The following is a 23,977-nucleotide window of genomic DNA, read 5'->3' on the forward strand; positions in this document are numbered from 1 at the left end:
TTGTGCGGCAGTGCCGGGCGCCGCGAAGCGCGACAAACCCGGGTCCCTGGCCGATGGCAGATCGGGCGAATCGCATTACGATCTCCGACGTGACCCACACGCGTTGCCGTCGGATGCTGGTGCTGGCCGGCGTCGCCGGCGTTGTGCTGCTGGGCGGCGTGGCCGGCCAGCGCTGGTGGGTGCAGCGCGGTGATGGTTCGCTCGAACGCGTGCGTGCGGCCGGTCGGCTGCGGATCGGCTACGCGGTCGAAGCGCCCTACGCGATGCTCGATGCCCGTGGCCAGGTCACCGGCGAATCGCCCGAGACCGCGCGTCGGATCGCGGCGCGGCTGGCGCTGCCGCCGATCGAGTGGGTGCAGGTGCCGTTCGCCGAGCTGATCCCCAGCCTGCTGGAGCGGCGCTTCGACCTTGTCGCGGCCGGCCTGTTCGTCACCGGCCCGCGTGCCCGGCAGGTGCGGTTTTCCGATCCCACCGTGCGCGTGCTGCCCGGGCTGCTGGTGCGCCGCGGCAACCCGAAGCACCTGGGCGGCTACCGCGCGCTGGCCGGCCGCGCCGATGCACGGGTGGCGGTGCTCGAGGGCTCGGTCGAGCAGCAGCGCCTGCGCGGTTTCGGCGTGGCGCCCGAGGCCTTGCTGGCGGTGCCCGACCTGCAGGCCGGCCGGGCGGCCGTGGCCACCGGTGCCGCCGATGCGCTGGCGCTGTCGCTGCCGACGGTGCGCGGCGTGGCCGGCGCGGCGCCCGAGCGCTTCGAGGCGCTGGCCGACGAGGTGGCGCCGGGTGCGTCGCGCGAGCTCGACTTCGTCGCCTTCGCCTTCCACCGCGACGACGCGCAGCTGCAGCAGGCCTGGAACGCGGCGCAGGTCGGCTGGATCGGCAGTGCCGAGCACGCCCGCACGGTGGCGCCGTTCGGCTTTGGCCCGGCTGAGCTGGCGGCCGGCGTGCGGCTCGAGGACGTGCTGGCGCCGTGAGCCCTTCGCCCACCTGGTTCGCGCCCGCCCGCCGGCAGCGCTGGCGGTGGGTGACGCTGGGCTCGGCGCTGCTGGTCTGCGCGTGGGTCGCGGGCCTGAGCCTCTACCAGCAGCAACGCTTCAACGAGGCCACTGCGCTGGCGCGCGAGCTGGGCCGCGCCGGCGACGACCTGTCCAGCGGCTTCCTGCACCTGACCCTGGGCCAGCAGCCGGACTCGGCCTGGCAACGCGAGCAGGGCCTGGCGCTGCTGCAGCAGGCGTTGCAAAGCTATCGCCGCAGCGCCGAAGCCCTGGGTCCGGCAGGCCTGGAGACGCCGGACCTGCGCCAGCAGCTCGACAGCTTCCATGTGCTGCTGGGCCAGTCGATCGCCGCGGGGCCGGCGCCTGCGCCCGGGCAGGCCCTGGCCCTGCGGCTGGCGATGCGCCGCCTGACCGACAGCGCCGTGCAGATGGACCGCGCCCTGCGCGACGAGATGGAGCGCCTGCAGCAGCGCCAGGGCCGCGCTTTTGCCTGGGGCGTGGGCCTGGCGCTGCTGCTGCTGCTGGCCGTGGCCGGTGGCGTCTACCAGGCCGACCGCCAGCGCGCCGCGGCCGATGCGCAGATGCGCAGCACGCTCGACGCCCTGGGCGAAGGCGTGCTGCTGTTCGACGCCGAGGGCTGGCTGCAGGGCGGCAACCGTGCCGCCGAGCGCATCCTGGGCGTGGACCTGGCGCAGCTCGGCCGCGTGCGCGACGCTGTGATCGGCGAGCGGCTGAAGGCCGACGGCAGCCCCTTCAGCGCCGACGAGCGGCCGCTGCAGCGCACACTCAGCACCGGCCAGGCACAGCGGGGGGTGGTGATGGGCCTGCGCCAGCGCGACGGCCGTATCGTCTGGCTGCTGCTGAACGTCGACCCCGTGCCCGCGCCGCAGGGCCGCGGGCTGGCCGGCGCGGTGATCTCGTTCACCGACATCACCGAACGCAAGCGCCTGGACGAGGAACTGGCCAGTTATCGCGATCGGCTGGAAGACCTGGTGGCGCAGCGCACCCAGGCGCTGCAGCAGGCCGAGCTGCTGCAGCGCACGATCGCCGACATCGTGCCCGGCCGCCTCTCGTACTGGGATGCCGGCCAGCACTGCCGCTTCGCCAACAAGGCCTTCTTCGAGTGGTTCGACCAGCAGCCCGAGCAGGTGATCGGCCGCCGGCACGCGGACCTGCTGGGGCCCGATGCCGACGCGGCGCTCGCGGCCCAGGTGGCGGCGGCGCTGGCCGGCGAGGCCACCCGCACCGAACGCGAAGGCCTGCGGCCGCACAGCCAGGAACCCGTGGCCACGCGCATCGACTGCGTGCCCGACCTGCAGGACGGCCACGTGCGCGGCTACCTGCTGCTGGCCACCGACATCACCGAGGTGCGCCGCGCCGGCCGGCGCCTGCAGCGGCTGAACGAAGAGCTGACGCAGGCGCGCGACCGTGCCGAGCAGGCCAGCCGCGCCAAGAGCGCCTTCGTCGCCAACATGAGCCACGAGATCCGCACGCCGATGAACGCGATCATCGGGCTCACGCACCTTCTGCAGCGCGAGCAGCCGCGGCCCGACCAGCAGGAGCGGCTGCACAAGGTGTCCGATGCCGCGCGGCACCTGCTGGCGCTGATCAACGACGTGCTCGACCTGTCGAAGATCGAGGCCGGCAAGCTAGAACTCGAAGCGGTGAGCTTCGAGCCGCAGGCGATGATCGCGCGCAGCGTCGCGCTGGTGGCCGATCGGGCGCGCGACAAGGGGCTTCGCCTGCAGGTGCAGGCCGAAGCGCTGCCCGGTCGCTTGCGCGGCGACCCCACGCGGCTGCAGCAGGCGCTGGTGAACCTGCTGTCGAACGCGGTGAAGTTCACCGAGCAGGGCGAGGTCCGGCTGCTGGCCCACTGGCTGGCGCCGGGCCCCGGCGAGGCGCTGCAACGCCTGCGCCTGGAGGTGCAGGACAGCGGCATCGGCATCGCGCCCGAACGCATCGGCAGCCTGTTCGGTGCCTTCGAGCAGGCCGACAGCACGACCACGCGGCGCTACGGCGGCACCGGGCTCGGTCTGGCCATCACGCGGCGGCTGGTGCAGCTGATGGGCGGCGAGGTCGGCGTCGAGAGCCGGCCGGGCCTCGGCAGCCGCTTCTGGTTCACGGTGCCGTCGGTGCTGGCCGAAGGGCCGGAACCCGGCGTGGCCACGGTGCCTGCGGGCGTGCCCCAGGGGCGGGCCGAGCAGCTGCTGCGCCAGCGCCATGCCGGCCGGCGGGTGCTGCTGGCCGAGGACAACCCGGTGAACCAGGAGGTTGCCCGCGCGCTGCTGTGCGAAGCCGGCCTCGCGGTGGACGTGGCCGCCGATGGGCGCGAGGCGCTGGCCATGGCCAGCCGCACGGACTACGCGCTGGTGCTGATGGACATGCAGATGCCGCAGCTGGACGGACTGGCCGCCACCCGGGCGATCCGCGCGCTGCCGCAGCGGGCCGAGCTGCCGATCATCGCGATGACCGCCAACGCCTTCGGCGAGGACCGCGCCGCCTGCCTGCGCGCCGGCATGAACGACCACCTGGCCAAGCCGGTGGATCCCGATGCGCTCTACGACTGCCTGCTGCGCTGGCTCGATGGCCGTTCAGGTTAGGCGATAGACGTCCAGCTTCACCAGCGCCGCCTCGCGCTCGCCGACGGCCAGCGCCAGCACCTTGTTCAGGTGCAGCCAGTGGGCCGCGCCGGTGGTGAAGCGCATCACGGTGCGGAAGAAATACAGCTCGCGCGGCACCGGCTCGCCGCGCGCCAGCCGCGCCATCACCTCGGGCGGGCCGTGCCGCAGGCCGTCGCTGCGCACCTCGATCAGCCCGCCGTCGTCGGCGCGGATCACGTAGTGCGCGGCAATCTCCAGCACGCCATCGGCACGCTGCAGCTGCCAGTCGATGCCGCCCTCGACCAGCGTGCCGCTGAGCTCCGGCCCGCTCACGGTGCCTCCGCCCAGCGGCACATAGCGCCGCTCGCCCTGCGGCGCCGGGCCCAGGCTTACCAGCGGGGCCACCGTGCAGCGGATCTGCATCATCGGCAGCAGGGACGGGGGCGGGGGGTGCATCGGGCGGCGGGCAAGGGGCTGGGGTCAGTCGGGATGGACGGCGGTGGCGCGCATCGACATCATGCCGGCGCAGACCCCGCATCGGCTGCGCCGTGCTGTCATCCCAGAAGACGACAGCGCAGCGCGCCGGCCTCGCCGTCGATGAAACACTGGCCGCTCACTTCAGACACCAGCCCCTGCGGACCAGCCGCCGGCGGCCTGCTGCCGGCCATCGGGGCGATCGGCGCGGCCGGCTTTGCCGACGCCGCCCTGCGCGGGCTCAACGCGGGCGGGCTGCGGGCCGCCTCGTGGTCGGTCTACCAGCTGCGACCGGGCTGCGCGCCCGTGCTGCACCTCTCGGCCAGCCTTGGCGTGGCCGATCGCACCGGCGAGTGCTTCCGCGCCTACCACCAGGGCCTGTACCGGCGCGACTGCAGCTTCGACGCCATCACGCCCGGCCGCTGCGGCCTGCTGCGCATGCATGCCGACGAGGCGCCGAACGCTGCCCACCGCGAGGCCATCTACCGACGCCACCAGGTGCTGGAGCGGCTGTCGGTCGCGCAGCGCACCGAAGACGACGGGCTGTTCGCGGTGAACCTCTATCACCACGAGCACCAGGGCCCGTTCGGCGATGCCGAGGTGGCCGGCTTTGCCGCGCTGGCGCCGCTGCTGCTGGCGGCGGTGCAGCGGCATGTCGCGCTGCAGGCGCCGGCCGCGCCGGCCGACCTGCGCGGGGCCCTGCAGGCCCGCTGCCCGGCGCTCACCGCGCGGGAGCTCGACGTGTGCGAGCGGCTGCTGCGCGGCTGGAGCTACGACGGCATCGCCGCCGACATGGGCCTGTCGGTCGCGACGGTCAAGACCTACCGTGCGCGGGCCTTCGAGCGCCTGGGCCTGCATTTCAAGAGCGAGCTGTTCGCTGCCTTCATGCCGGCGGCCGCCGCGCACTGAAGCGCCGCTGTCCACCTCTGGGATGACAGGCGCCGCAGCGTGGGCGCCCCACACTGCAGGCCCCGCGTCTGCCCGCTGCCTGCCATGCGCTCACGTCGTCCCGTCGTTCTTGCCCTTGCCACCGCGCTGCTGGCGCTGGCACCGCTCGCGGCCCAAGCCCAGGCCTGGCCCGACAAGCCGGTGAAGCTGGTGGTCGGCTTCCCGCCCGGCAGCGGGCCGGACGTGGTGGCGCGCACGCTGGGGCAGAAGCTCGGCGAGCTGGCCGGCCAGCCGCTGGTCGTCGACAACAAGGCCGGGGCCGGCGGGCAGATTGCCGCACAGTCGGTGGCCAAGGGCGCGGCCGATGGCACGACGCTGCTGCTGGCCGAGGTCGGCTCGATCAGCATCGCGCCGGCCGCCTACCGCAAGCTGCCCTACGACCCGGCCAAGGAATTTGCCGGCGTCAGCGAAGTCGTGCGCTCGGACTTCGTGCTGGTGGTGCCGCTCACTTCGCCGCACAGGACGGTGGCCGAATTCGTCGCCCATGCGCGTGCGCAGAAGGACAAGCTGAACTTCGTGACCTTCGGCGCCGGCACGCCGGGGCACTTCGGCGCCGAGGTGTTCGGCGAACTCGCCGGCTTCAAGGTCGAGCCGCTGCACTACCGCTCCACCGGCGATGCGGTGACGGCCATCATCGCCGGCGATGCGCAGGGGGCCTTCGTCAGCACCGCGCTGGCGATGGCGCAGGTCAAGGGCGGGAAGCTGCGCGCGCTGGCCATCACCGCGCCACAGCGTTCGCCGCTGCTGCCCGAGGTGCCGACCTTCACCGAGGCCGGCTACCCCAAGGCCGACTTCTCGGCCTGGTTCGCGGTGCTGGTGCCCGCGGCCACGCCACCGGCGATGCTGGAGGCGATGAACCTGAAGGTGGTTGCCGCGGTGAAGTCGCCCGAGGTGAAGCAGAAGCTGCAGGAAGCCGGCTTCAGCGTGCTCGGCACCAGCCGCGCCGACACCGAGCGCATGCTGAAGGCCGAGCAGGCTCGCTGGGCACAGGTCGTCAAGAGCTCCGGCTTCACCGGAGACTGAAGCCGCTTACTTCGAGGTGGGGAAACCGAACTCGGCGCCCTTCGCAATGCTCTCGGGCCAGCGCTGCATCACGCTCTTCTGCTTGGTGTAGAAGCGCACGCCTTCCTCGCCGTAGGCATGCATGTCGCCGAACAGGCTGCGCTTCCAGCCGCCGAAGCCGTGCCAGGCCATCGGCACCGGGATCGGCACGTTGATGCCGACCATGCCCACCTGCACGCGGCGCGCGAACTCGCGCGCGATGCCGCCGTCGCTGGTGAAGCAGGCCACGCCGTTGCCGTACTCGTGGTCGTTCACCAGCTGCACGGCCTCGGCGAAGTCCTTCGCGCGCACGCAGCTGAGCACCGGGCCGAAGATCTCTTCCTTGTAGATGCGCATCGTCGGCTTGACGTGGTCGAACAGCGTGCCGCCGGTGAAGAAGCCGCCCTCGAGGCCGGCCACCGTGTGGCCGCGGCCATCGACCACCAGCTGCGCGCCTTCCTCGACGCCGACACCGATGTAGCCCTCGATGCGCTCCTTGGCCTCCCGGGTGACGATCGGGCCCATCTCGGCGGCCAGGTCCATCGGGTTCAGGATCTTCAGCGCACGGGCGCGCTCGGCCAGCTTCGGCACGATCTTGTCGCCGATGTCGCCCACCAGCACCGCCACCGAGATGGCCATGCAGCGCTCGCCGGCTGAGCCGTAGGCCGCGCCGATCAGCGCGTCGACCGCCTGCTCGATGTCGGCATCGGGCATCACCACCATGTGGTTCTTCGCGCCGCCCAGCGCCTGCACCCGCTTGCCATGGCGCGCGCCGGTTTCGTAGATGTACTGCGCGATCGGCGTCGAGCCGACGAAGCTGAGCGCCTTCACGTCCGGATGCGTCAGCAGCGCGTCGACCGCCACCTTGTCGCCCTGCACGACGTTGAACACGCCGTCCGGCAGGCCGGCCTGCTTCAGCAGCTCGGCCATGAAGAGCGACGGCGAGGGATCGCGCTCGCTGGGCTTGAGCACGAAGGCATTGCCGCAGGCCAGTGCCACCGGGAACATCCACAGCGGCACCATGCACGGGAAGTTGAACGGCGTGATGCCGGCCACCACGCCCAGCGGCTGGCGCAGGGTCCAGTTGTCGATGGCGGTGGAGACCTGCTCGGTGTAGTCGCCCTTCAGCAGCTGCGGCGCGCCGCAGGCGAACTCGACGATGTCGATGCCGCGCGTGACCTCGCCCTGGGCGTCGGTGAACACCTTGCCGTGCTCGGCGCTGATCATCGCGGCCAGCGTGTCGCGGTGCTGGTTCAGCAGCTGCAGGAAGTTGTTCAGCACGCGGGCGCGGCGGATCGGCGGCGTCTCGGCCCAGGCCGGGAAGGCAGCCTTGGCGCTGGCCACCGCGGCCGCCACTTCGTCCACCGAGGCCAGCGCCAGCTGGCGCGCGACGCGGCCGGTGCTGGGGTTGTACACGGCCTGCTGGCGACCGCTGGTGCCGGCAACGACACGGCCGCCGATGAAGTGGCCCACGTCCTGCGTGGCGGTGAAGGCTTCGGGTGCGCCCATGGCGGTCTCCTGGCAAGTCGAGGGAGGAATGACGGGGGAAGGAACGAGAGGGGCAGTCTAGGACCGCGATCCCGCCGCGCCTAGCCACCCGCCGGTGGATTCATTGTTCGGTTTGGCGAACAATCCCGCAACGAATCACGGAACAGCGCCCATGGACAGCCGCCGCGTCGAAACCCTCTGGGCCCATGTGCACTGGCTCACCGTGCTGGGCCAGCTCGGCAGCTTCACCGCGGCGGCGCAGCGCTTGTCGGTCAGCAAGGCGGCGATGAGTGCGCGCATTGCCGAACTCGAGCGTGCGGCTGGCGTGCCGCTGGTGCACCGTACCACCCGCAGCGTGCGGCTCACCGAGGCCGGCCAGCAGCTGGCCGATGCCACCGGCGGCGCGTTCGAGGCCATCGCCACGGCCTTTGCCGGCATCAAGGACCTGGCCGCGGCGCCGCGCGGGCTGCTGCGCATCACCGCGCCGGTGGCGCTGGCGCGGCAGCAGCTGGTGCCGCGGCTGCCCGCGTTCCTGCGCGCGCACCCGGAGGTGCGCATCGAGCTCGACCTGTCGGACCGGCTGGTGCCGCTGGCGCAGGAAGGCTTCGACCTGGCGATCCGCCACACGCCGGCGCCGCCCGAGACGCATGTGGCCTGGACCCTGTGCGCCACCGAATCGGTGCTGGTGGCCAGCCGCAGCTACCTGCGCCGGCGCGGCACGCCGCACACCCCGGCCGAACTGGCGGAGCACGAGTGCCTGCACTACCTGCGGCCGGGCGACACGCCCACCTGGCAGCTGCTGCCCCGCAGCGGGCCGGCAGCGAAGGTCACCGTGCCGGTGGCCGGCTGCTTCGTCGCCAACAACAGCGAGGCGCTGCGCGAGGCGGCATTGGGCGGCCTGGGCATCGCGCTGCTGCCCGACTTCAGCGCCCAGGCCGCGCTCGCCGCGGGCAAGCTGCAGCGCGTGCTGCCGGCGTGGCGGCCGGTGGGCAGCTTCGGCGAGCACCTCTATGCCATCCGGCCCTACACGCCGTATGTGCCGCGCGCGGTCCAGGCCTTCATCGGCTTCGTGCGCGAGGCGTTCAAGCCCGGTTTCGGGGTGGCTCGGGTCCGGGTCAAAAAAAAGCCCACCGATTGCTCGGCGGGCTCTGGAAGTCCTCAATGAAAGGACGTCGTTGGGACTGCTGCAGCGCCGTGGGAGCCAGGCTCACCGGGGGCGGTGCCTGCCGAGGGCAACAGCCCGAACAGGGCCGCGTCTCGACAACCGGGCAGACTGTGCCGAAGCGTCCCGGCAGCGGCCATCCCTAGAAAGAAGTCCACAAAGCCTCAGGCTTGTGCTTCAACTGCGACGCAGCGCGCGGCCGCCAGGTCCCACAGCGCCGAGCCGCAGCTCTTGAACAGCACCGGCCCGCCATCCTGCCGGGCCGGGCGCTCGGCCAGTGTCTGCACCGCGGAAAGATCGATGCCGGCGGCCAACAGGTCGCCGCCTTCGTGGCGGGCGGCGCTGCTGTCGATCACCACCTGGCCGCGCTGCGCCATGTCACGCGTGAGGGCCGGGTCGAGCTCCACCATCTGCGCGGTGAACGCACCGATCGCGGCCACGAAGGCGTCGTCGCGCACCGTGCCCTGCAGGCAGACGGCCTGCGCCGGCGTGGCGGTGACGATCAAGGGGCAGCGCTGCAGGGCTTCGTTCAAGTCAGTGGCCACTTCGGCGTAGATGCCGCGCTGGTGAAGGGTCTGCGCGAAGGCCAGGCCGGAGGCCGCGGTCCGTCCGCGGACCCAGACCTCGTCGATGCCCAGCGCCTCGGTGAAGGCGGTCACGTGGGTCAGGGCCTGCACGCCGGTGCCGATCACCAGCAGCGGGCCCACCGGGCGCGGCGCCAGCTGGCGCGCCGCATGCAGCGTGACGGCGGCGGTGCGGCGGGCGGTGACCGTGGGGCCATCCAGCAGCGCCAGGCGTTCCCCGGTGCTGGCGCGCAGCACCAGCACGTCGCCCAGGATCGCGGGCAGACCGCGTTCGGGGTTGTCGGCGGCGTAGGTGATGAGCTTCATCGCAGCCAGGTCGCCTGCGGCCGCACTCAGCCAGGCTGGCATCACGAACCAGTGGGTCGCCGGCGCCAGCGGCAGCACCCAGCGCTCGGGCAGCTGCACGCGGCCGGCCGCCAGATCGGTCAGGGTCTGGTCGATGGCCCGCACCAACGGGCCCCAGGGCAGCGCCTCGGCGGTGGCGGTGGCGTCGTAGATCTTCATCGAGGTCTCGGGCCGATCGGGGCCGCAATGCGAGCGATGGGCCGATGATAGGCAGGCGACAATGCCCCGATGACCCCTCCCGTGCCGCCCGGCCCTGTTTCACGGCCCCTGAGCGAAGCCGAGCTCGACGAGCTGCAGGGCCTGCTGGACAGCCTGCCGCCCGGCCACGAGGCGCTGGACGTGGTGATGCTCGATGGTTACCTGTGCGGCGTGCTGCTGCAGCCCCGGCCGGTGCCGGAAGCGCAATGGCTGGCGCATGTGTGCGACGTGGACGGCAAGGCGCCGCCGGCGGGTTTCCCGATCGAGCGCGTGCGCGCGCTGGCACGGCGCCGGCATGCCGAGCTGAACCGTGCCATCGAGCGACGCGACTGGTTCGATCCCTGGGTCTACCAGCTCGACGACGCGGCCAGCCCGTCGGAGACCGTGCTGCCCTGGGTGGCCGGTTTCGCGACCGCGATGGACGTGTTCACGCTGCTGATGGACCGCCACGAGGCCGCGATCCTCGAGCCCCTGGCCACGCTGTACCGCCATTTCGATCCCGACGACCTGGAAGACGCCGACGCGCTGCTGGCCGAGATCGAGACGCTGGAATTGCCGGCCGATCTGCCCGAGGCGGTGGAGGACCTGGTGCGCAGCGTGCTGCTGATCGCCGACGTATCGCGGCCGCGTGCCGCCGGGGCGGCGGGCGCTCGGCCCGCAGCCCGGGGGCCGCGGCGGCCCCCGCCCCGGCGTTGAGCGTTCGCTGATCAGGCCCCGCCGAAGACCCGCGCCGCGTGCACGCCCAGGCCTTGCGCGACGCTGGCGAAGCGGTCGCCGCGCATCGGCCGGGCCGCCGGAAAGCGGGCCGCGATGCGGTCGGCCAGCGGCTTGAAGCCGGTCGAGCCGCCGGTGAAGTACAGCGCATCGACACGGTCGGGCGCCAAGCCGGCCTGCGTCACCGTGTCCGTCGCGGCGTCGACGATGCGCGCCAGGTCGGCCTCCAGCGCCTGCACCGCGGCGCTCTCGTCGATGCCGGCCTTCAGGCCCGGTTCGATCAGCGAGAGGTCGATCTCGCTGTGGCCACCTTCGGCCACCGCGATCTTGGCCGCCTCCGCGCGGCCGATCAGTGCATGGCCCAGGCGGGCGTCGATCACCGCCATCAGCCGCTGGTGCTGGCGCAGTTCGGCGTAGAAGCTCTTCATGCGCCGCAGCTCGCTGACGCGGGCTGGCGCGTAGACGGTGTTGATCAGGTGCCAGGTGGCCAGGTCGAAGTACACCTTGCTCGGCACCTCGCGCCCGGTGGGGCCGAGCCCGCGGTAGCCGCAGGCCGGCAGGATGCGGGCGAGCTCGATGTGGCGGTCGAAGTCGGTGCCGGCAATGTGCACGCCGTGGTTGGCCAGGATGTCCTGCTTGCGCTCGACGTGACGACGCCGTTCGGGCCCGACGCGCACCAGCGAGAAGTCGGACGTGCCGCCGCCGATGTCGGCCACCAGCACCAGCTGCTCCTGCGAGATGGTCGTCTCGTAGTCCAGCGCCGCGGCGATCGGCTCGAACTGGAAGCTGATGTCGCCGAAGCCCACCTCGCGCGCCGCGCGCTCCAGCGCGGCCTGCGCAGCGGCGTCGCGCCCCGGGTCGTCGTCGACGAAGAACACCGGCCGGCCCAGCACCACGCGTTCCAGCCGCTGGCCGGCCTGGTGTTCGGCCAGCGTCTTCAGGTGCCGCAGGTAGCCCGCGACGACGTCGAGGTAACGCACCGAGCGGCCGGCCCCGACCTCGGTGGCCTGCTCGGCCAGCGTCGAGCCCAGGATGCTTTTCATCGAGCGCATCAGCCGGCCTTCCTGGCCCTCGATGTACGCGGCCACCGCGGCACGGCCGTAGTGGCGGTGCGGGTCCTCGTGCGGCTCCAGTCCTTCGACCGCGTAGAACACCGCGGTGGGCATGGTGCGGTAGCCGGGCTCCAGCTCGACGAGTTCGACGCCGGCCGCAGCCGGCAGCGCGATGGCGGAGTTCGAGGTGCCGAAATCGATGGCGCAGACGTGAGGCAGGGCGCGGGACATGGCACGAAGGCGACCGCCCGGCAGGGGCGGTGCCGGAAGGTCGGGGCTGGGGTTGCGGGGGGCGGGATTCTAGGGTGTCCGCGTCGATGGCCACCCTGGCGCTCAACGCCCCGCATGCAACGAGGTCCCGACGCCACGGGCCCGGCGCAGCACTATTGCACGGCGCCGGCCGCGGCGGGTGGCGCCGGCAACAGGTGCATCACTTAGTATCGCCCGCGTGAAAAACCGTCCTCTCTTGAAACCCGCCGCCCGGCGGGCTGGAAGCGTGCTGCCCCGCGCCTGGCTGGCAGCCTCCCTGTTGGTGTTCGCGGTGACCCCATCGCTGGCGGCCAGCGACGCCAAAGCCGCCAAGTTCTACGAGGACGCGCTCACGCGCTACGAGAAGAAGGACATCGCGGGTGCCATCGTCCAGCTCAAGAACGCGCTGCAGATCGACAGTTCGATGCTGTCGGTGCATGTGCTGCTGGGCAAGGCCCTGCTCGCCGATGGCGACGCTGGCGCGGCCGAAGTGGCCTTCACCGAGGCGCTGCGCCTGGGCGTCAACCGCGCCGAGGTGGTGGTGCCGCTGGCCAGGTCCATCATTGCGCAGGGCAAGCAACAGCAACTCATCGACCAGCAGCGCTTCGGCCTGGGCGCACTGCCACCGGGCACCCAGCTGAGTGTGCTGCTGCTGCGCGCAGCGGCCTATGCGGACCTGGGCGACACGCGCTCCGCGCTGAAGGCGATCGACGATGCGCGCGCCTTGAACCCCTCGTCGGCGGATGCCTGGCTCGCCGAGGTGCCCGTTCGCATCCGTGCGCGTCAGTTCCGCGAGGCGCAGGCGGCCGCCGACAAGGCGCTGTCGCTCGAGCCGCAGTCCGCCGAAGTGCTGTACCAGCGCGGCACGATCGCCCATGTGCAGGGCGACCAGGCCCGCGCGATGGCCGACTACAACAAGGCGCTCGATCTCAGTCCGACCCACATCGAGGCGCTCATCGCGCGTGCGGGCCTGTGGATCGACCAGGGCAAGGCTGCCGAGGCCCGGCGCGACGTCGAGGCGGCCCTGCGGAGCTCGCCACGCGACCCGCGTGGCGCCTACCTCAAGTCGCTGCTGGATGAACGCGAGGGCAATGCCGCGGCGGCGCGGGAGGCGCTCGGCAGGGTCACGGCACTGCTGGACCCGGTACCGTTGGAGCACTTCCGCTATCGGCCGCAGGCCTTGATGCTCGGGGGACTGGCGCACTATGCGTTGAACGAGCGCGAGAAGGCCAAGCCCTATCTGGAAGCCGTGCAGCGGCAGCAGCCCAACGGGCCGGTGTCCAAGCTGCTGGCCCAGATCTACCTGGGCGAGAACAACATCGACCGGGCGATCGAATCGCTCGACGCCTACCTGAAGGGCCGGCCCGACGACGCGCAGGCCGTGCTGCTGCTGGCATCGGCGCACTTCTCGCAAGGGCGTCACACGCGTGCGGCGCAGCTGATGCAGGACGCGTTGAAGACGCAGGATGTCCCGGCGATGCGAACGATGCTGGGCCTAAGCCTGGTCGGCAGCGGCAAATTCGCCGACGCCGCGAAGGAACTGGAGGCGGCATTTGCCAAGGACCCGGGCCAGTTGCAGGCGGGCATGGCACTCACCTCGCTGTACATGCAGAGTTCGCAGGCAGCCAAGGCCGTGGTCATTGCCAGGCAGCTGGCGCAAAAGAACCCGGGCAATGCCGGTGTGCAGAACCTGCTGGGGACGGCGCTGGCCCGCAATGGTGACGCGGCCGCGGCCAAGACGGCATTCGAGGCGGCGCTGAAGCTGGATGCCGCCTTCCTGCCGGCGCAGGTGAACCTGGCCCGCCTCGATTTCCGCGCTGGCGCGCTGGATGCCGCGGTCGGTCGGCTGAACAAGGTCCTGACGGTCGACGGCAAGAACATCGATGCCTTGATGGAGCTGGCGGCCTTGCAGGAAAGGCGAGGACAAGCCGCCGATGCGCAGCGCTCACTCGAGAAGGCGGCCGACGTCAGTGGTCAGAACGAGTTGTCGCCGGCATTGGCCCTGATCGATTTCCATCTGCGCAACGGCCATCCGGAACTGGCGCGCGAGGCCACCGGTCGTGTCACCTCGAAAGCGCCTGATGCGATGCTGGTGCTGCTGGCGCTGGCCCGGGTGAATCTGGCCAACGGCGACCAGGAGGCGGCGCGCACGGCGTTGACGCGGGCGGCTCGTCTGGCGAATTACGACGCACCGGTCCTGCTGCAGATCGCCAGCCTGCAGATGGCCGCCGGCAGCCTGCCCGGCGCCGCCTACAGCCTGGACAAGGCCTTGTCCGAGCGGCCTGACTTCCTGCCCGCGCAAGCCCTCATGACGGAAGTCGAGTTGCGCCAGGGCGAGGTGGCCAAGGCCGAAGCCCGCGCGCGCCAGATGGTGGCCAAGTTTCCGAAATCCGGCGCTGGCCATGCGCTGCTGGGCGACATCGCCGCCTCCCGCGGGCAGACGGCGGCGGCGATCGATGCCTATCGGCGGGCGCATCAGCTGGAACAAAGCAGCGAGAGCCTGTTGCGGGTCTTCCGCGTGCTGGCGGTGAGTGACCCGCAAGCGTCGATCCAGTGGGCCGAGCAATGGCTCAAGGGGCATCCGCGCGACAAGGCCGTACGTCGGGCGGTGGCCGATGCGCAGGCCCGGGCGGGCAACCTGGCGGCGGCGCGCAGCGCTTACGAGGCGATCGTCAAGGCTGATCCCGACGATGCCGACGTGCTCAACAACCTGGCCAACGTGATGCTGATGCAGCAGGACCCCGGCGCGCTGAAGGTGGCCGAGCAGGCGCTGCAGAAGCGCCCGGGCGCGCCGCAGATCATCGGCACCAATGGCTGGGCGGCTTTCCGCGCCGGCCAGACCGATCGCGCGCTGCAGTTGCTGCGCGATGCGAGACTGCGCGACCCGAACAACCCGGATACGCGGTACTTCCTCGGCGCGGTGCTGGCCAGCATGGGCCGCAAGGCCGAGGCCCGCGACGAGCTCGAGGGCGCCCTCCGGGGTGGCCGCAACTTTGCCAGCGCCAAGGAAGCCGAGAAGTTGCTGGCCACCCTCAAGTAGGCGGTGCAAGAGCTCGTCGGAGATCCTTACACTTGGTTCCACGATTTCGCGTAGTGCCGCTGTAAGCCGTTGTCTGAATTGAAGAAAGTATTTGAGGCACGACGGTTGCTTACTGTCTCTCGAGCGTCGACAGAGTCGGCTGCGAACGATCAAAAAAGGGATCTGCCCATGAAGAACGCGTTTCTGAGCCTGGTGGCAACCGCAGCGGCGGTGCTGGGCGCCGCCGTCCCGGGGGCTGCTTCGGCCCAGTCGACCTGGAACCTGTACAACAACAGCACCGATGGCTGCACGCAGAATGCCGGCAACTCCGGCAACTTCGGCAACAGCTGGCTGTGCAACAAGGGTACGGGCAATGCCGGCACCTCGCTGACCGCGAGCGCTTGGTCGTCTCAGGTCGGCTCGGGCGGTACGCTGCAGAACATCAGCGGCAGCTACTACGCCAATGCCTACATGTCGGACTGGGGTAACAGCGGCTTCGGCGCCGCGAACCGCACCGAGGGCTTGGGCGCTTCGTCGCCGAATCATGCGGTGGACAACATCCCGACAGGCCAGTTCGACGGCATCCTGCTGAATTTTGGCAACGCGAATACCGTCTTGCAGAAGATCGGCATCGGCTGGGGTGACAACGATGGTTCTGGCCAGCAACCCGTCGACATCACGGTGCTCCGCTGGACTGGGTCGGGCAGCCCGACCAGTGCGAACAGCACGGTGACCACCGGCAGCAATGCGACCTTGGCCATGTCGGGTTGGTCGCTGGTGGGCAGCTATGCCAATGTGTCGTCCGACAGCACGACGCCTTTCGGCGGGGCTGCTCTGACGACCGCTGCCGCGAACACGTCCACCTCGAGCTGGTGGCTGATCACGGCCTTCAACAAGGCGCTCAACGGCGGAACGAGCTCCTGCCTGACGGTAGGGGGTGCCACCGGTGCCACCTGCGACGAGGGCGACGACGCGTTCAAGCTGAACTATGTTCAGGCCAAGATCGGTGGGTCGTCGGGTGGCGGCGGCTCCGCTCCGGAGCCTGCATCGATCGCGCTGGTGGCCTTGGGCTTGGCCGGTGCGCTGGCTGCGCGGCGCCGTCGCACCGCTGCCTGATACAGCGCTCTGCGCAAATGGAAGAAGCCGGCGTCAGCCGGCTTTCTTTTTTGTCTGTTCTCCTGCCGGTGAACTGATCGGCAAAAGCGCCACTTTTCGCCAGACGCGCATAGCCTGCTTCCTCGACACTGCCGATAACGAGGTGTTACAGGAGCAGGACCATGCCGGAAGCTCGGAATCCGCTGTTGTTGATGCGGCTGGCGCGCGCCCGGCGTGCGCCGCGCTCGCCGGACCCCGCCGACATGGGGACAGCCTTCGGGCTGGATTTCATTCTGGACGAGGCGGCCGCCGATGGGTCGAGTGACCCCGTATCGGATGCCAGCCCTGCCGCCGAGTGGTTCCGCCGTTGGCTCCCGGCCAAGCCCGCGCGCTGAGTCCGGACCGCCGCCGTCAGAAATCCGCCAACTGCCCGGTCGCACGGCGACTGACTTGAGCATTGCCGCGTTGGCGCCGCCTAGAATGCTGCGGTGTCACGCCTGAGCTTCCGTACCAAAGTCCTGCAAGCCCGCGAAGAGGCCATCGTCGAGGCAGTCAAGCGCCTGCTGGCCACGAAGGGCTTCGACCTGATGACGGTCGACGAAGTGGCCGCCGAGGTGGGCATCGCCAAGGCCAGCCTCTACAAGCATTTCCCCTCCAAGGAGGCGCTCGCGGCCGCGGCGATGGTGGAGACGCTCGACCGCGCGCTGCAGCATGTGGCTGACGTGCGGGAGCGACCGGGGCTGGACAGTCTGCAGCGCTTGCAGGCCGTCGCACGCTGGACCCTGCAGGTGCAACTGGCGGGCGAGATGCCGACCCTGCCGTCGCAGAACTCCGCGCTGCGCCAGGCATTGATCACCGATCGCGGCTACATGGACCGGCTGATGCAGCTGAGCGACCAGCTCGGCGAGTGGATCACGCAGGCGCAGGCCGAGCAGCGCCTCGACACGCGCTTGCCGCCGGAAGCCGTGCTGTACACCCTGTTTGCTCGCGCCTGCGACCCGGTACTGGGTTTCCTGAAGGCCGGTGGCCAGTACAGCGATGAGCAGATCGTCGACTGGGTGATGGCGACCTGTTTCGACGGCTTGACCGCGCGCGCCTAGCCGGCCGCGCGTTCGTCGGGCAGTTCGATCAATTTCAGAGGATCGAAGCCGCGCGCCTCGCCCTTGCGGGCCAGCCCGGTGGCCTGGCACACCACGCGCGAAGGCGGCCGGCCGGGTCGCTCAACCTCGTAATCATGGCGGCAGTGCAGGTGCCCATGCAGCCAGAGGTCCGCCAGCGGAATCAGGTCGTCGTCTGCATTGCAGAAGCTGGCGGTCCCCGCCTGGGCCCCGAAGCGGGGATCCGCACTGCGGAAGCTGGGCGCAAAGTGCGTGATCACCACGGTGGCGTCCCAGCGTCCGGCGGGTGCCTCCTGCAGCGCCGAGGCCAGCCAACGGCGGCACGCCAGGGCCTCGTCGCGTACGGCGTCAGCATTGAAGGGCAGTCCATGCCGGGTGGCGGCCATCACGCGCTGGAAGTAGCTGCCAGCACGTATCGACTGCGCCTGCCGGGCGGGTCCGAACAGGTCGAAGTCCGACCAGCGGATCGTGCCGAGAAAGCGCACGCGCCGGCCTGTGGCTGACGTCAGTATCCGCGCCTCACACTCGAGCAGGTGGATGCCCAGGCCGGCGCAATGCGCGCGCAACGCGGGCCAGGCCTCGTCCAGTTCGCGGCGATCGAATTCGTGGTTGCCGGCGACCATCAGCACCGGCACGGGCCAGTCGGCGAAGCGCGCCAGGCCTTGCCAGCTGGCATCGATGTCGCCGGCCAGCACCAGCAGCTCGGCGCCCGGGACCGGCCGGGGCTCGAAGCTTTCGGTCTCCAGGTGGACGTCGGAAATCAGTTGCAGCCGCATCAGCGGCTGCAGTCTACGGCAGGGCCGGGTGGCCCCCAGTCCTCAGGCAGTGAGCTGCTGCGCCAGCCGCGCCTTGATGCCGCGCAGGGTCGCCGGCAGGCGGTCGCCGATCAGCGCGAACAGCTCCTCGTGCAGCTTCAGCTCCTGCTGCCAGTCGGCATGGGACAGGTGGGTCACCGTCGCGAATTGCTCGCGGCTGAAGTCCAGTCCGGCCCAGCTCAGGTCTTCGTAGCGAGGGCTGATGCCGAACAGCGTGTCCGTGCCGTTGGCCTGACCTTCGGCGCGCTCGACGATCCACTTGAGCACGCGCATGTTTTCGCCGTAGCCCGGCCAGACGAACTTGCCGTCAGCGCCCTTGCGGAACCAGTTGACGCAGTAGATGCGCGGCAGCGGCGTGCCAGCGGCGGCCAGCTTGTCACCCAGGCCAAGCCAATGGGCGAAGTGGTCGCCCATGTGGTAGCCCATGAAGGGCAGCATCGCGAACGGGTCGCGGCGCACCGCACCATTGCCGCCGGCCATCGCGGCGGTGGTTTCCGATCCCATGGTCGCGGCCATGTAGACGCCTTCGGCCCAGCTGCGCGCCTCGGTCACCAGCGGCACGGTGGTGGAGCGGCGGCCGCCGAAGACCAGCGCGTCCAGCGCCACGCCGGTCGTCGAATCCCAGTCCACGTCGAGCGCCGGGTTGTTGGTCGAGGCGACCGTGAAGCGCGAGTTCGGGTGCGCGGCCTTGGCGCCGGTCTGCTTGGCGATCTCGGGCGTCCAGTCCTTGCCCTGCCAGTCGATCAGGTGCGCCGGCGGCTCGTCGGTCATGCCTTCCCACCAGACATCGCCATCGTCGGTGAGCGCCACGTTCGTGAAGATGGTGTCGCGCTTGAGCGACTCCATGCAGTTGGGGTTGGTCTTGTAATTGGTGCCGGGGGCCACGCCGAAGTAGCCGGCCTCCGGGTTGATGGCGTGCAGTCGTCCGTCCTTGCCGGGCTTGATCCAGGCAATGTCATCGCCGATGGTGGTGACCTTCCAGTCCGCCAGCGCCTTGGGCGGCACCAGCATCGAGAAGTTGGTCTTGCCACAGGCGCTGGGGAAGGCAGCCGCCACGTGGTACTTCTTGCCGGCCGGCGAGGTGACGCCGAGGATCAGCATGTGCTCGGCCAGCCAGCCCTGGTCGCGGCCCATGATCGAGGCGATGCGCAGCGCGAAGCACTTCTTGCCCAACAGTGCATTGCCGCCGTAGCCCGAGCCGTAGCTCCAGATTTCCTGGGTCTCGGGGTAGTGGACGATGTACTTGGTCTGATTGCACGGCCAGGCCACGTCCTTCTGGCCCGGCTGCAGCGGCGCGCCGACGCTGTGCACGCAGGGCACGAAGTGACCGTCTTCGCCCAGCAGGTCGAAGACCGCGCGGCCCATGCGGGTCATGATGCGCATGTTGACGGCGACGTAGGGGCTGTCGCTCAGCTCCACGCCCAGGTGCGAGATGTGCGAACCCAGCGGCCCCATCGAGAACGGCACCACGTACATCGTGCGGCCGCGCATGCAACCGCGGAACAACGCCTGCTCGCCGGTCTGCAGCAGCGCACGCATCTCGGCGGGGGCCATCCAGTTGTTGGTCGGGCCGGCGTCGTCACGCTTTTCACTGCAGATGAAGGTACGGTCTTCGACCCGCGCCACGTCGCTGGGGTCGCTCAGCGCCAGGTAGCTGTTGGGCCGCAGCGCCGGATTCAGCCGCTTCATCGAGCCGGCGTCCACCAGGCGCTGGCACAGGCGGTCGTACTCGGCTTCGGAGCCGTCGCACCAGTAGATGTCACTGGCTTCGGTCAGCGCGGCCATTTCGGCCACCCAGGCCACCAGGCGGGCATGTTTGACATAGGCCGGCACATTCAGGCGCAGGCCTTCCATCACGGGCTGGTTCATCGCAACTCCAATCATCAAGGGATGCCAAGAAACGGGATTGGTTCAGCCTCGCGGGTCGCGCGCATTGCGCCGGCGCAAGAGGAGGGGCTGGACCAATGCCGCCACGGGGATGGATCGGGTGGGCGTGAAACGGGGGTGGCCGGGGTGCGGCGCGGGCCGGAGCAACCGTCGTACGGTTTCGGCGGGTTACGGCGCAGCCGGTGGGCGGGGTCTCCTTGCCAGCGGGAAGCGCATTGTCGAATCAGTGTAATGGGGTCGTAACCACCGGGAGATGGGGGGTCATGCGCATTTCGCATGACTTGATGCACATATTCGGCCGCGTTTCGGGGTCGCGTAGCATCGTGACCCCGACCCGTTGCCGGCGCTGCCGCCGGCCCCAGCCATGCGTGCCGTTCCCCATGTCGTCAGCGTCAATGTCGCGCTGGCCAGCCCCCTGCTGATCGACGGCCAGTCGGTGCTGACCGGCATCCGCAAACAACCCGTGGCGATGCCGGTGGCGGTGCAGCCGATGGGGTTGGCCGGCGACGAGCAGGCCGACCTCAGCGTGCATGGGGGGCTCACCAAGGCGGTGTACGCCTATCCGCTGGCGCATTACCCGTTCTGGCAGACGGTGCGCGCCCAGGCCCGCGTGGCGGCGCCCGATGCGGTGCTGCCACCCGGCGCCATGGGCGAGAACCTGACCATTGCCGGCCTGCTCGAAGACCAGCTGTGGATCGGCGACCGCCTGCGCCTGCCAGGCTGCGAGCTGGCGGTGAGCGAACCCCGCTTTCCCTGCTTCAAGTTCAACGCCGTGATGGGCTTCAACCAGGCGGCCAAGCTGATGACCCAGTCGGGCTACTGCGGCAGCTACCTGGCGGTGATGCAGCCTGGCCAGGTGCAGGCGGGCGACGAGATCGAGCTGATCCCGGGCCCGCGCGAGGTCAACATCCGCGAGCTGTTCCGTGCGCGGATGGGCCGCAAGGCCTCGGCCTGAGCGAACGGCGGGTCAGGCGACCGCGAGCGCCGGGTAGTCGGTGTAGCCCTCGGCGCCGCCGCCGTAGAGCCTGCCCGCATCCAGCGCGTTCAGCGGCGCGTCCTCGCGCAGCCGGCGCACCAGGTCCGGGTTGCTGATGAAGGCCTTGCCAAAGGCCACCAGGTCGGCCGCTCCCGAGGCCACCGCGTCCAGCGCCATCGCCCGGCTGTAGCCGTTGTTCACCATCCAGGCGCCGTTGAAGTGGCGTCGCAAGGCGGCATAGTCGAATGGCGCCACGCCCTGCTCGCGCAGGTCGCGCGGGCCACCGGTCTGGCCTTCGATCAGGTGCAGGTAAGCCAGCCGCAGCGGTGCCAGGGATTCCACGGCGTGCTCGAACAGCGCCTGCGCATCGCTGTCCTGGTCCGCATCGTTGACAGGCGTGATCGGACTCAGGCGCAAACCGGTGCGGCCGCCGCCGATCTCGCCCGTGACCGCCGCGGCCACCTCGCGCAGCAGCCGGGTGCGGTTGGCGATCGACCCGCCGTAGGCATCGTCGCGATCGTTGATGCTGTCGCGCAGGAACTGCTCGAGCAGGTAGCCATTCGCCCCATGCAGTTCGACGCCGTCGAAGCCGGCGGCGAGCGCATTTCGGGCTGCCACCCGGTAGGCGTCGATCACGCCGGGGATTTCGTCGGTGCGCAGCGCGCGCGGTGTCGAGGTGGGCACGAAGCCCTCGCGCGTGAAGGTCTTGGCCTTTGCTGCACGCGAGGTCGACGACACCGGCGCGGCGCCGCCCGGCTGCAGGCTGACATGCGAGATACGTCCCACGTGCCACAGCTGGATCACGACGCGCCCGCCAGCTTCATGCACCGCTTCCGTCACGTGGCGCCAGGCGGCCACCTGCTCGGCCGAGTGGATGCCGGGCGTGTCCAGGTAGCCCTGGCCCTGCGGACAGACCTGGCTGGCCTCGGTGATGATCAGACCTGCCGACGCGCGCTGGCGGTAGTACTCGGTCATCAGCGCGTTGGGCAGCTGGCCCGGCGCGCGGTTGCGCGTCAGCGGGGCCATCACGATGCGGTTGGCGAGCGGAATGTCGCCGACGAGAAGGGGGTCGAAAAGGGTGCTCATGGCGCGAAGCGTAAGCCGGGTCCTCGATGGCCTGACTTGCCGTGGCGCAACCCGTTCTGTGATAACGAGCCGGCGCTACAGTGCGCCCCCATGGATGCGCCCAACGCCCCGCCCGGTCCGCTGGCCGGCCTGAAAGTGATCGAGCTCGGCCAGCTGATCGCCGGCCCCTTCGCCGGCAAGACCCTGGCCGACTTCGGCGCCGACGTCATCAAGGTCGAGCCACCCGGCGACGGCGATCCGCTGCGCAAGTGGCGGATGCTGCACAACGGCACCAGCGTCTGGTGGCAGGTGCAGAGCCGCAACAAGCGCAGCGTGGTGCTGGACCTGCGCACCGACGAGGGCCGGGCCGATGTGCGCCGGCTGGCCGCCGAGGCCGACGTGCTGATCGAGAACTTCAAGCCCGGCACGCTGGAGAAATGGGGCCTCGGCTACGACGCGCTGGCCGCCGACAACCCCGGGCTGATCATGCTGCGCATCAGCGGCTACGGCCAGAGCGGCCCCTACCGCGACCTGCCCGGCTTCGCGGTGGTGGCCGAAGCGATGGGCGGGCTGCGCCACCTGATGGGCGAGCCCGGCCGGCCGCCGGTGCGCGCCGGCGTGAGCCTGGGCGACACGCTGGCCGCCCTGCATGGCGTGATCGGCGTGCTGCTGGCGCTGCAGGCGCGCCAGCAGAGCGTCTCGCCGCTAGCGCCGAAAGGACGCGGCCAGGTGATCGATGTCGCGCTGTACGAGGCGGTGTTCAACTGCATGGAAAGCCTGCTGCCCGAGTACAGCGCGTTCGGCGCGGTGCGCCAGCCAGCGGGCTCGGCCTTGCCCGGCATCGCGCCGAGCAACGCCTACCGTTGCGCCGACGGGCAGGTGGTGATCGGCGGCAATGGCGATTCGATCTTCAAGCGCCTGATGCAGGCCATCGGCCGCGACGACCTCGGCCAGGACCCGGGCCTGGCCGACAACAGCCGGCGCGCCGCGCGGGCCGACGAGCTCGATGCTGCGATCACCGCCTGGACCGTGCAGCGGCCGGTGGATGAAGTCGTGCGCGTGTTGCAAGCCGTCAGCGTGCCGGCCGGGCGCATCTACACGGTGGCCGACATTGCGGCCGACCCGCACTACCGCGCTCGGCAGATGATCGAACGCATCACCACGCAGGACGGCCTGGCGCTCGAGGTGCCGGGCATCTGCCCGAAACTCTCGGCCACGCCCGGTGCGATCCGCACGCTGGCGCCTGCGCTGGGCGAGCACACCGCCGAGGTGCTGGGCCGGCCCGCACCTTCAGCCTGAGACGCGCGGGGGCCTTCAGCGCCCGCCGGCGCGGCTGGCGATCGAGGGCACCGGCGAGTCCGGGTCGCGCTTGAGTGCGCGGAACGCGCCGAACAGCCACGAGCGCATGCCGATGATCAGCGTGTACTGGCGCTTCTGCTCGGGGGGCAGCTTCTGGTCGGCCAGGTGCTGCTGTGCAAAGTCAGCGGCCACGCGCTGCAGCCGCTCGTTGAACAGGTTGGCCAGGCTGCGGCCGATCTGGCCGTGCACCAGCATCAGCATCTCGCCTTCGCCGTCGAAGCCGCCGTCGAAATAGTCACCCACCACCTTGCCGCGGAAGTACTGCATCACCGGCCCGTCCGGGTGCCAGCGGAAGGTCTTGGCCAGCCGCAGGCGGTAGCGGTTCATCGGCCGCAGCTCCAGGATGCCCAGCCGGTCCAGCTGCACGAAGCGGGCGATGCATTCGGGCTCGCTGATCGTGTAGGTGGCGATGATCTGGTCGAAGGTCCACTGGCTCATCGCGCAGATCGCGCACAGCAGCAGCTTGGGGTCCGCAACCACCGCGGCCTCCTGCTCCAGCGTCAGCTCGCGGCGCAGCGCCTGCGTGTCGGCCACCTGGCGCGAGAGCTCGGCGAAGTCGGTCTTCAGCACGCGGCAGATCTCGTCGATGCGCGACAACGGCATCTCGCCCTTGGCGAACATCCGCTTGACGCTGGACTCGGCCAGTTTCAACTCGCGCGCCAGGCTGGCGTAGGTCAGGCCGGCAGCCTTCAATTCGGCCTTCAGGATGGTGATCAGCGACTGCGTGGTGGACATCGGCTCAGGCTCCTCCTCGCGGAGTGTGGCACCGCGACCGTCCTGGCTCGGTATCGGCGGGCGC

At 70.5% G+C, this 23,977-nt stretch carries 20 protein-coding genes; 12 read left to right on the top strand and 8 right to left on the bottom strand.

The genetic code is table 11. The annotated features are described in order from the left end of the window. Window positions 1-89 precede the first annotated feature (89 nt). Together ACILR4_RS08890 and ACILR4_RS08895 are read left to right on the top strand one after the other, a co-directional pair. Window positions 90-968 (top strand): transporter substrate-binding domain-containing protein, encoded by an 879-nt coding sequence (locus tag ACILR4_RS08890; RefSeq protein ID WP_395700490.1) that lies wholly within the window; start codon window positions 90-92, stop codon window positions 966-968. Next, window positions 965-3,589 (top strand): ATP-binding protein, encoded by a 2,625-nt coding sequence (locus tag ACILR4_RS08895; protein ID WP_395700491.1) that lies wholly within the window; start codon window positions 965-967, stop codon window positions 3,587-3,589. Before ACILR4_RS08890 ends, ACILR4_RS08895 begins: the two co-directional genes overlap by 4 nt. On the opposite strand, the gene ACILR4_RS08900 is transcribed toward ACILR4_RS08895, so the two are convergent. Further along, complete coding sequence (locus ACILR4_RS08900) at window positions 3,581-4,045, bottom strand: DUF3237 family protein (protein WP_395700492.1); 465 nt, start codon at window positions 4,043-4,045, stop codon at window positions 3,581-3,583. The genes ACILR4_RS08895 and ACILR4_RS08900 overlap by 9 nt on opposite strands. A 141-nt stretch (window positions 4,046-4,186) precedes the next feature. On the opposite strand from ACILR4_RS08900, the gene ACILR4_RS08905 reads away from it, so the two are divergent. Both ACILR4_RS08905 and ACILR4_RS08910 read left to right on the top strand, forming a co-directional pair. Beyond that, complete coding sequence (locus tag ACILR4_RS08905) at window positions 4,187-4,972, top strand: LuxR C-terminal-related transcriptional regulator (RefSeq protein WP_395700493.1); 786 nt, start codon at window positions 4,187-4,189, stop codon at window positions 4,970-4,972. 84 nt (window positions 4,973-5,056) lie between these two features. Further along, window positions 5,057-6,034: a Bug family tripartite tricarboxylate transporter substrate binding protein gene (locus ACILR4_RS08910; protein ID WP_395700494.1), complete on the top strand. Its 978-nt coding sequence runs from the start codon at window positions 5,057-5,059 to the stop codon at window positions 6,032-6,034. A gap of 6 nt (window positions 6,035-6,040) precedes the next feature. Here ACILR4_RS08910 and ACILR4_RS08915 read toward each other — a convergent pair whose 3' ends face one another. After that, window positions 6,041-7,561, bottom strand: a complete 1,521-nt coding sequence (locus ACILR4_RS08915) for a CoA-acylating methylmalonate-semialdehyde dehydrogenase (protein ID WP_395700495.1) — start codon at window positions 7,559-7,561, stop codon at window positions 6,041-6,043. A 151-nt stretch (window positions 7,562-7,712) separates the two neighbouring features. Here ACILR4_RS08915 and ACILR4_RS08920 point away from each other — a divergent pair, with 151 nt between their 5' ends. After that, window positions 7,713-8,705: a LysR family transcriptional regulator gene (locus ACILR4_RS08920; RefSeq protein WP_395700496.1), complete on the top strand. Its 993-nt coding sequence runs from the start codon at window positions 7,713-7,715 to the stop codon at window positions 8,703-8,705. A gap of 161 nt (window positions 8,706-8,866) precedes the next feature. Here the strand turns inward: ACILR4_RS08920 and ACILR4_RS08925 are convergent, their stop codons facing one another. Continuing rightward, a complete protein-coding gene (locus tag ACILR4_RS08925; protein ID WP_395700497.1) occupies window positions 8,867-9,790 on the bottom strand; it encodes a delta(1)-pyrroline-2-carboxylate reductase family protein in 924 nt (307 codons plus the stop codon). A gap of 69 nt (window positions 9,791-9,859) precedes the next feature. On the opposite strand from ACILR4_RS08925, the gene ACILR4_RS08930 reads away from it, so the two are divergent. Continuing rightward, window positions 9,860-10,525 (top strand): YecA family protein, encoded by a 666-nt coding sequence (locus tag ACILR4_RS08930; protein ID WP_395700498.1) that lies wholly within the window; start codon window positions 9,860-9,862, stop codon window positions 10,523-10,525. 11 nt (window positions 10,526-10,536) lie between these two features. On the opposite strand, the gene ACILR4_RS08935 is transcribed toward ACILR4_RS08930, so the two are convergent. Continuing rightward, window positions 10,537-11,826 (bottom strand): Hsp70 family protein, encoded by a 1,290-nt coding sequence (locus ACILR4_RS08935; RefSeq protein ID WP_395700499.1) that lies wholly within the window; start codon window positions 11,824-11,826, stop codon window positions 10,537-10,539. Window positions 11,827-12,091: 265 nt separating this feature from the next. Here ACILR4_RS08935 and prsT point away from each other — a divergent pair, with 265 nt between their 5' ends. From prsT to ACILR4_RS08955, 4 genes are all read left to right on the top strand, one after another. After that, on the top strand, window positions 12,092-14,884 hold the full coding sequence (gene prsT, locus ACILR4_RS08940; RefSeq protein WP_395700500.1) for an XrtA/PEP-CTERM system TPR-repeat protein PrsT: 2,793 nt from the start codon (window positions 12,092-12,094) through the stop codon (window positions 14,882-14,884). A gap of 168 nt (window positions 14,885-15,052) precedes the next feature. Continuing rightward, on the top strand, window positions 15,053-15,979 hold the full coding sequence (xdp1, locus tag ACILR4_RS08945) for an exosortase-dependent surface protein XDP1 (RefSeq protein WP_395700501.1): 927 nt from the start codon (window positions 15,053-15,055) through the stop codon (window positions 15,977-15,979). Between the two features lie 161 nt (window positions 15,980-16,140). Then, window positions 16,141-16,353, top strand: a complete 213-nt coding sequence (locus ACILR4_RS08950) for a hypothetical protein (RefSeq protein WP_395700502.1) — start codon at window positions 16,141-16,143, stop codon at window positions 16,351-16,353. A gap of 93 nt (window positions 16,354-16,446) precedes the next feature. Then, window positions 16,447-17,058 (top strand): TetR/AcrR family transcriptional regulator, encoded by a 612-nt coding sequence (locus ACILR4_RS08955; RefSeq protein WP_395700503.1) that lies wholly within the window; start codon window positions 16,447-16,449, stop codon window positions 17,056-17,058. Here the strand turns inward: ACILR4_RS08955 and ACILR4_RS08960 are convergent. After that, a complete protein-coding gene (locus ACILR4_RS08960; RefSeq protein ID WP_395700504.1) occupies window positions 17,055-17,852 on the bottom strand; it encodes a metallophosphoesterase in 798 nt (265 codons plus the stop codon). The genes ACILR4_RS08955 and ACILR4_RS08960 overlap by 4 nt on opposite strands. Window positions 17,853-17,894: 42 nt before the next feature. Further along, window positions 17,895-19,760: a phosphoenolpyruvate carboxykinase (GTP) gene (locus ACILR4_RS08965; RefSeq protein WP_395700505.1), complete on the bottom strand. Its 1,866-nt coding sequence runs from the start codon at window positions 19,758-19,760 to the stop codon at window positions 17,895-17,897. Between the two features lie 382 nt (window positions 19,761-20,142). Here ACILR4_RS08965 and ACILR4_RS08970 point away from each other — a divergent pair, with 382 nt between their 5' ends. Further along, window positions 20,143-20,733 (top strand): MOSC domain-containing protein, encoded by a 591-nt coding sequence (locus ACILR4_RS08970; protein WP_395700506.1) that lies wholly within the window; start codon window positions 20,143-20,145, stop codon window positions 20,731-20,733. A 12-nt stretch (window positions 20,734-20,745) separates the two neighbouring features. Here ACILR4_RS08970 and ACILR4_RS08975 read toward each other — a convergent pair whose 3' ends face one another. Continuing rightward, window positions 20,746-21,840 carry an alkene reductase gene (locus ACILR4_RS08975; protein WP_395700507.1) on the bottom strand — a complete coding sequence of 365 codons (1,095 nt, stop codon included), beginning with the start codon at window positions 21,838-21,840 and terminating at the stop codon, window positions 20,746-20,748. Between the two features lie 90 nt (window positions 21,841-21,930). Between ACILR4_RS08975 and ACILR4_RS08980 the strand changes: the two genes are divergently transcribed. After that, window positions 21,931-23,118, top strand: coding sequence for a CaiB/BaiF CoA transferase family protein (locus ACILR4_RS08980; RefSeq protein WP_395700508.1), 1,188 nt, complete (start codon window positions 21,931-21,933; stop codon window positions 23,116-23,118). A gap of 15 nt (window positions 23,119-23,133) precedes the next feature. Here the strand turns inward: ACILR4_RS08980 and ACILR4_RS08985 are convergent, their stop codons facing one another. Next, window positions 23,134-23,913 carry a helix-turn-helix domain-containing protein gene (locus tag ACILR4_RS08985; RefSeq protein ID WP_395700509.1) on the bottom strand — a complete coding sequence of 260 codons (780 nt, stop codon included), beginning with the start codon at window positions 23,911-23,913 and terminating at the stop codon, window positions 23,134-23,136. Window positions 23,914-23,977 lie beyond the last annotated feature (64 nt).

The sequence above is a fragment of the Aquabacterium sp. genome (assembly GCF_044226965.1).
Lineage (GTDB): Bacteria > Pseudomonadota > Gammaproteobacteria > Burkholderiales > Burkholderiaceae_C > Pseudaquabacterium.

Excerpts from the sequence above, each read along its gene's own strand:
- ACILR4_RS08900 (WP_395700492.1), bottom strand. The coding sequence starts at position 4,045 with ATGCACCCCCCGCCCCCGTCCCTGCTGCCGATGATGCAGATCCGCTGC.
- ACILR4_RS08905 (WP_395700493.1), top strand. The coding sequence starts at position 4,187 with ATGAAACACTGGCCGCTCACTTCAGACACCAGCCCCTGCGGACCAGCC.
- ACILR4_RS08910 (WP_395700494.1), top strand. The coding sequence starts at position 5,057 with ATGCGCTCACGTCGTCCCGTCGTTCTTGCCCTTGCCACCGCGCTGCTG.
- ACILR4_RS08915 (WP_395700495.1), bottom strand. The coding sequence starts at position 7,561 with ATGGGCGCACCCGAAGCCTTCACCGCCACGCAGGACGTGGGCCACTTC.
- ACILR4_RS08920 (WP_395700496.1), top strand. The coding sequence starts at position 7,713 with ATGGACAGCCGCCGCGTCGAAACCCTCTGGGCCCATGTGCACTGGCTC.
- ACILR4_RS08925 (WP_395700497.1), bottom strand. The coding sequence starts at position 9,790 with ATGAAGATCTACGACGCCACCGCCACCGCCGAGGCGCTGCCCTGGGGC.
- ACILR4_RS08930 (WP_395700498.1), top strand. The coding sequence starts at position 9,860 with ATGACCCCTCCCGTGCCGCCCGGCCCTGTTTCACGGCCCCTGAGCGAA.
- ACILR4_RS08935 (WP_395700499.1), bottom strand. The coding sequence starts at position 11,826 with ATGTCCCGCGCCCTGCCTCACGTCTGCGCCATCGATTTCGGCACCTCG.
- xdp1 (WP_395700501.1), top strand. The coding sequence starts at position 15,053 with ATGAAGAACGCGTTTCTGAGCCTGGTGGCAACCGCAGCGGCGGTGCTG.
- ACILR4_RS08950 (WP_395700502.1), top strand. The coding sequence starts at position 16,141 with ATGCCGGAAGCTCGGAATCCGCTGTTGTTGATGCGGCTGGCGCGCGCC.
- ACILR4_RS08960 (WP_395700504.1), bottom strand. The coding sequence starts at position 17,852 with ATGCGGCTGCAACTGATTTCCGACGTCCACCTGGAGACCGAAAGCTTC.
- ACILR4_RS08965 (WP_395700505.1), bottom strand. The coding sequence starts at position 19,760 with ATGAACCAGCCCGTGATGGAAGGCCTGCGCCTGAATGTGCCGGCCTAT.
- ACILR4_RS08970 (WP_395700506.1), top strand. The coding sequence starts at position 20,143 with ATGCGTGCCGTTCCCCATGTCGTCAGCGTCAATGTCGCGCTGGCCAGC.
- ACILR4_RS08975 (WP_395700507.1), bottom strand. The coding sequence starts at position 21,840 with ATGAGCACCCTTTTCGACCCCCTTCTCGTCGGCGACATTCCGCTCGCC.
- ACILR4_RS08980 (WP_395700508.1), top strand. The coding sequence starts at position 21,931 with ATGGATGCGCCCAACGCCCCGCCCGGTCCGCTGGCCGGCCTGAAAGTG.
- ACILR4_RS08985 (WP_395700509.1), bottom strand. The coding sequence starts at position 23,913 with ATGTCCACCACGCAGTCGCTGATCACCATCCTGAAGGCCGAATTGAAG.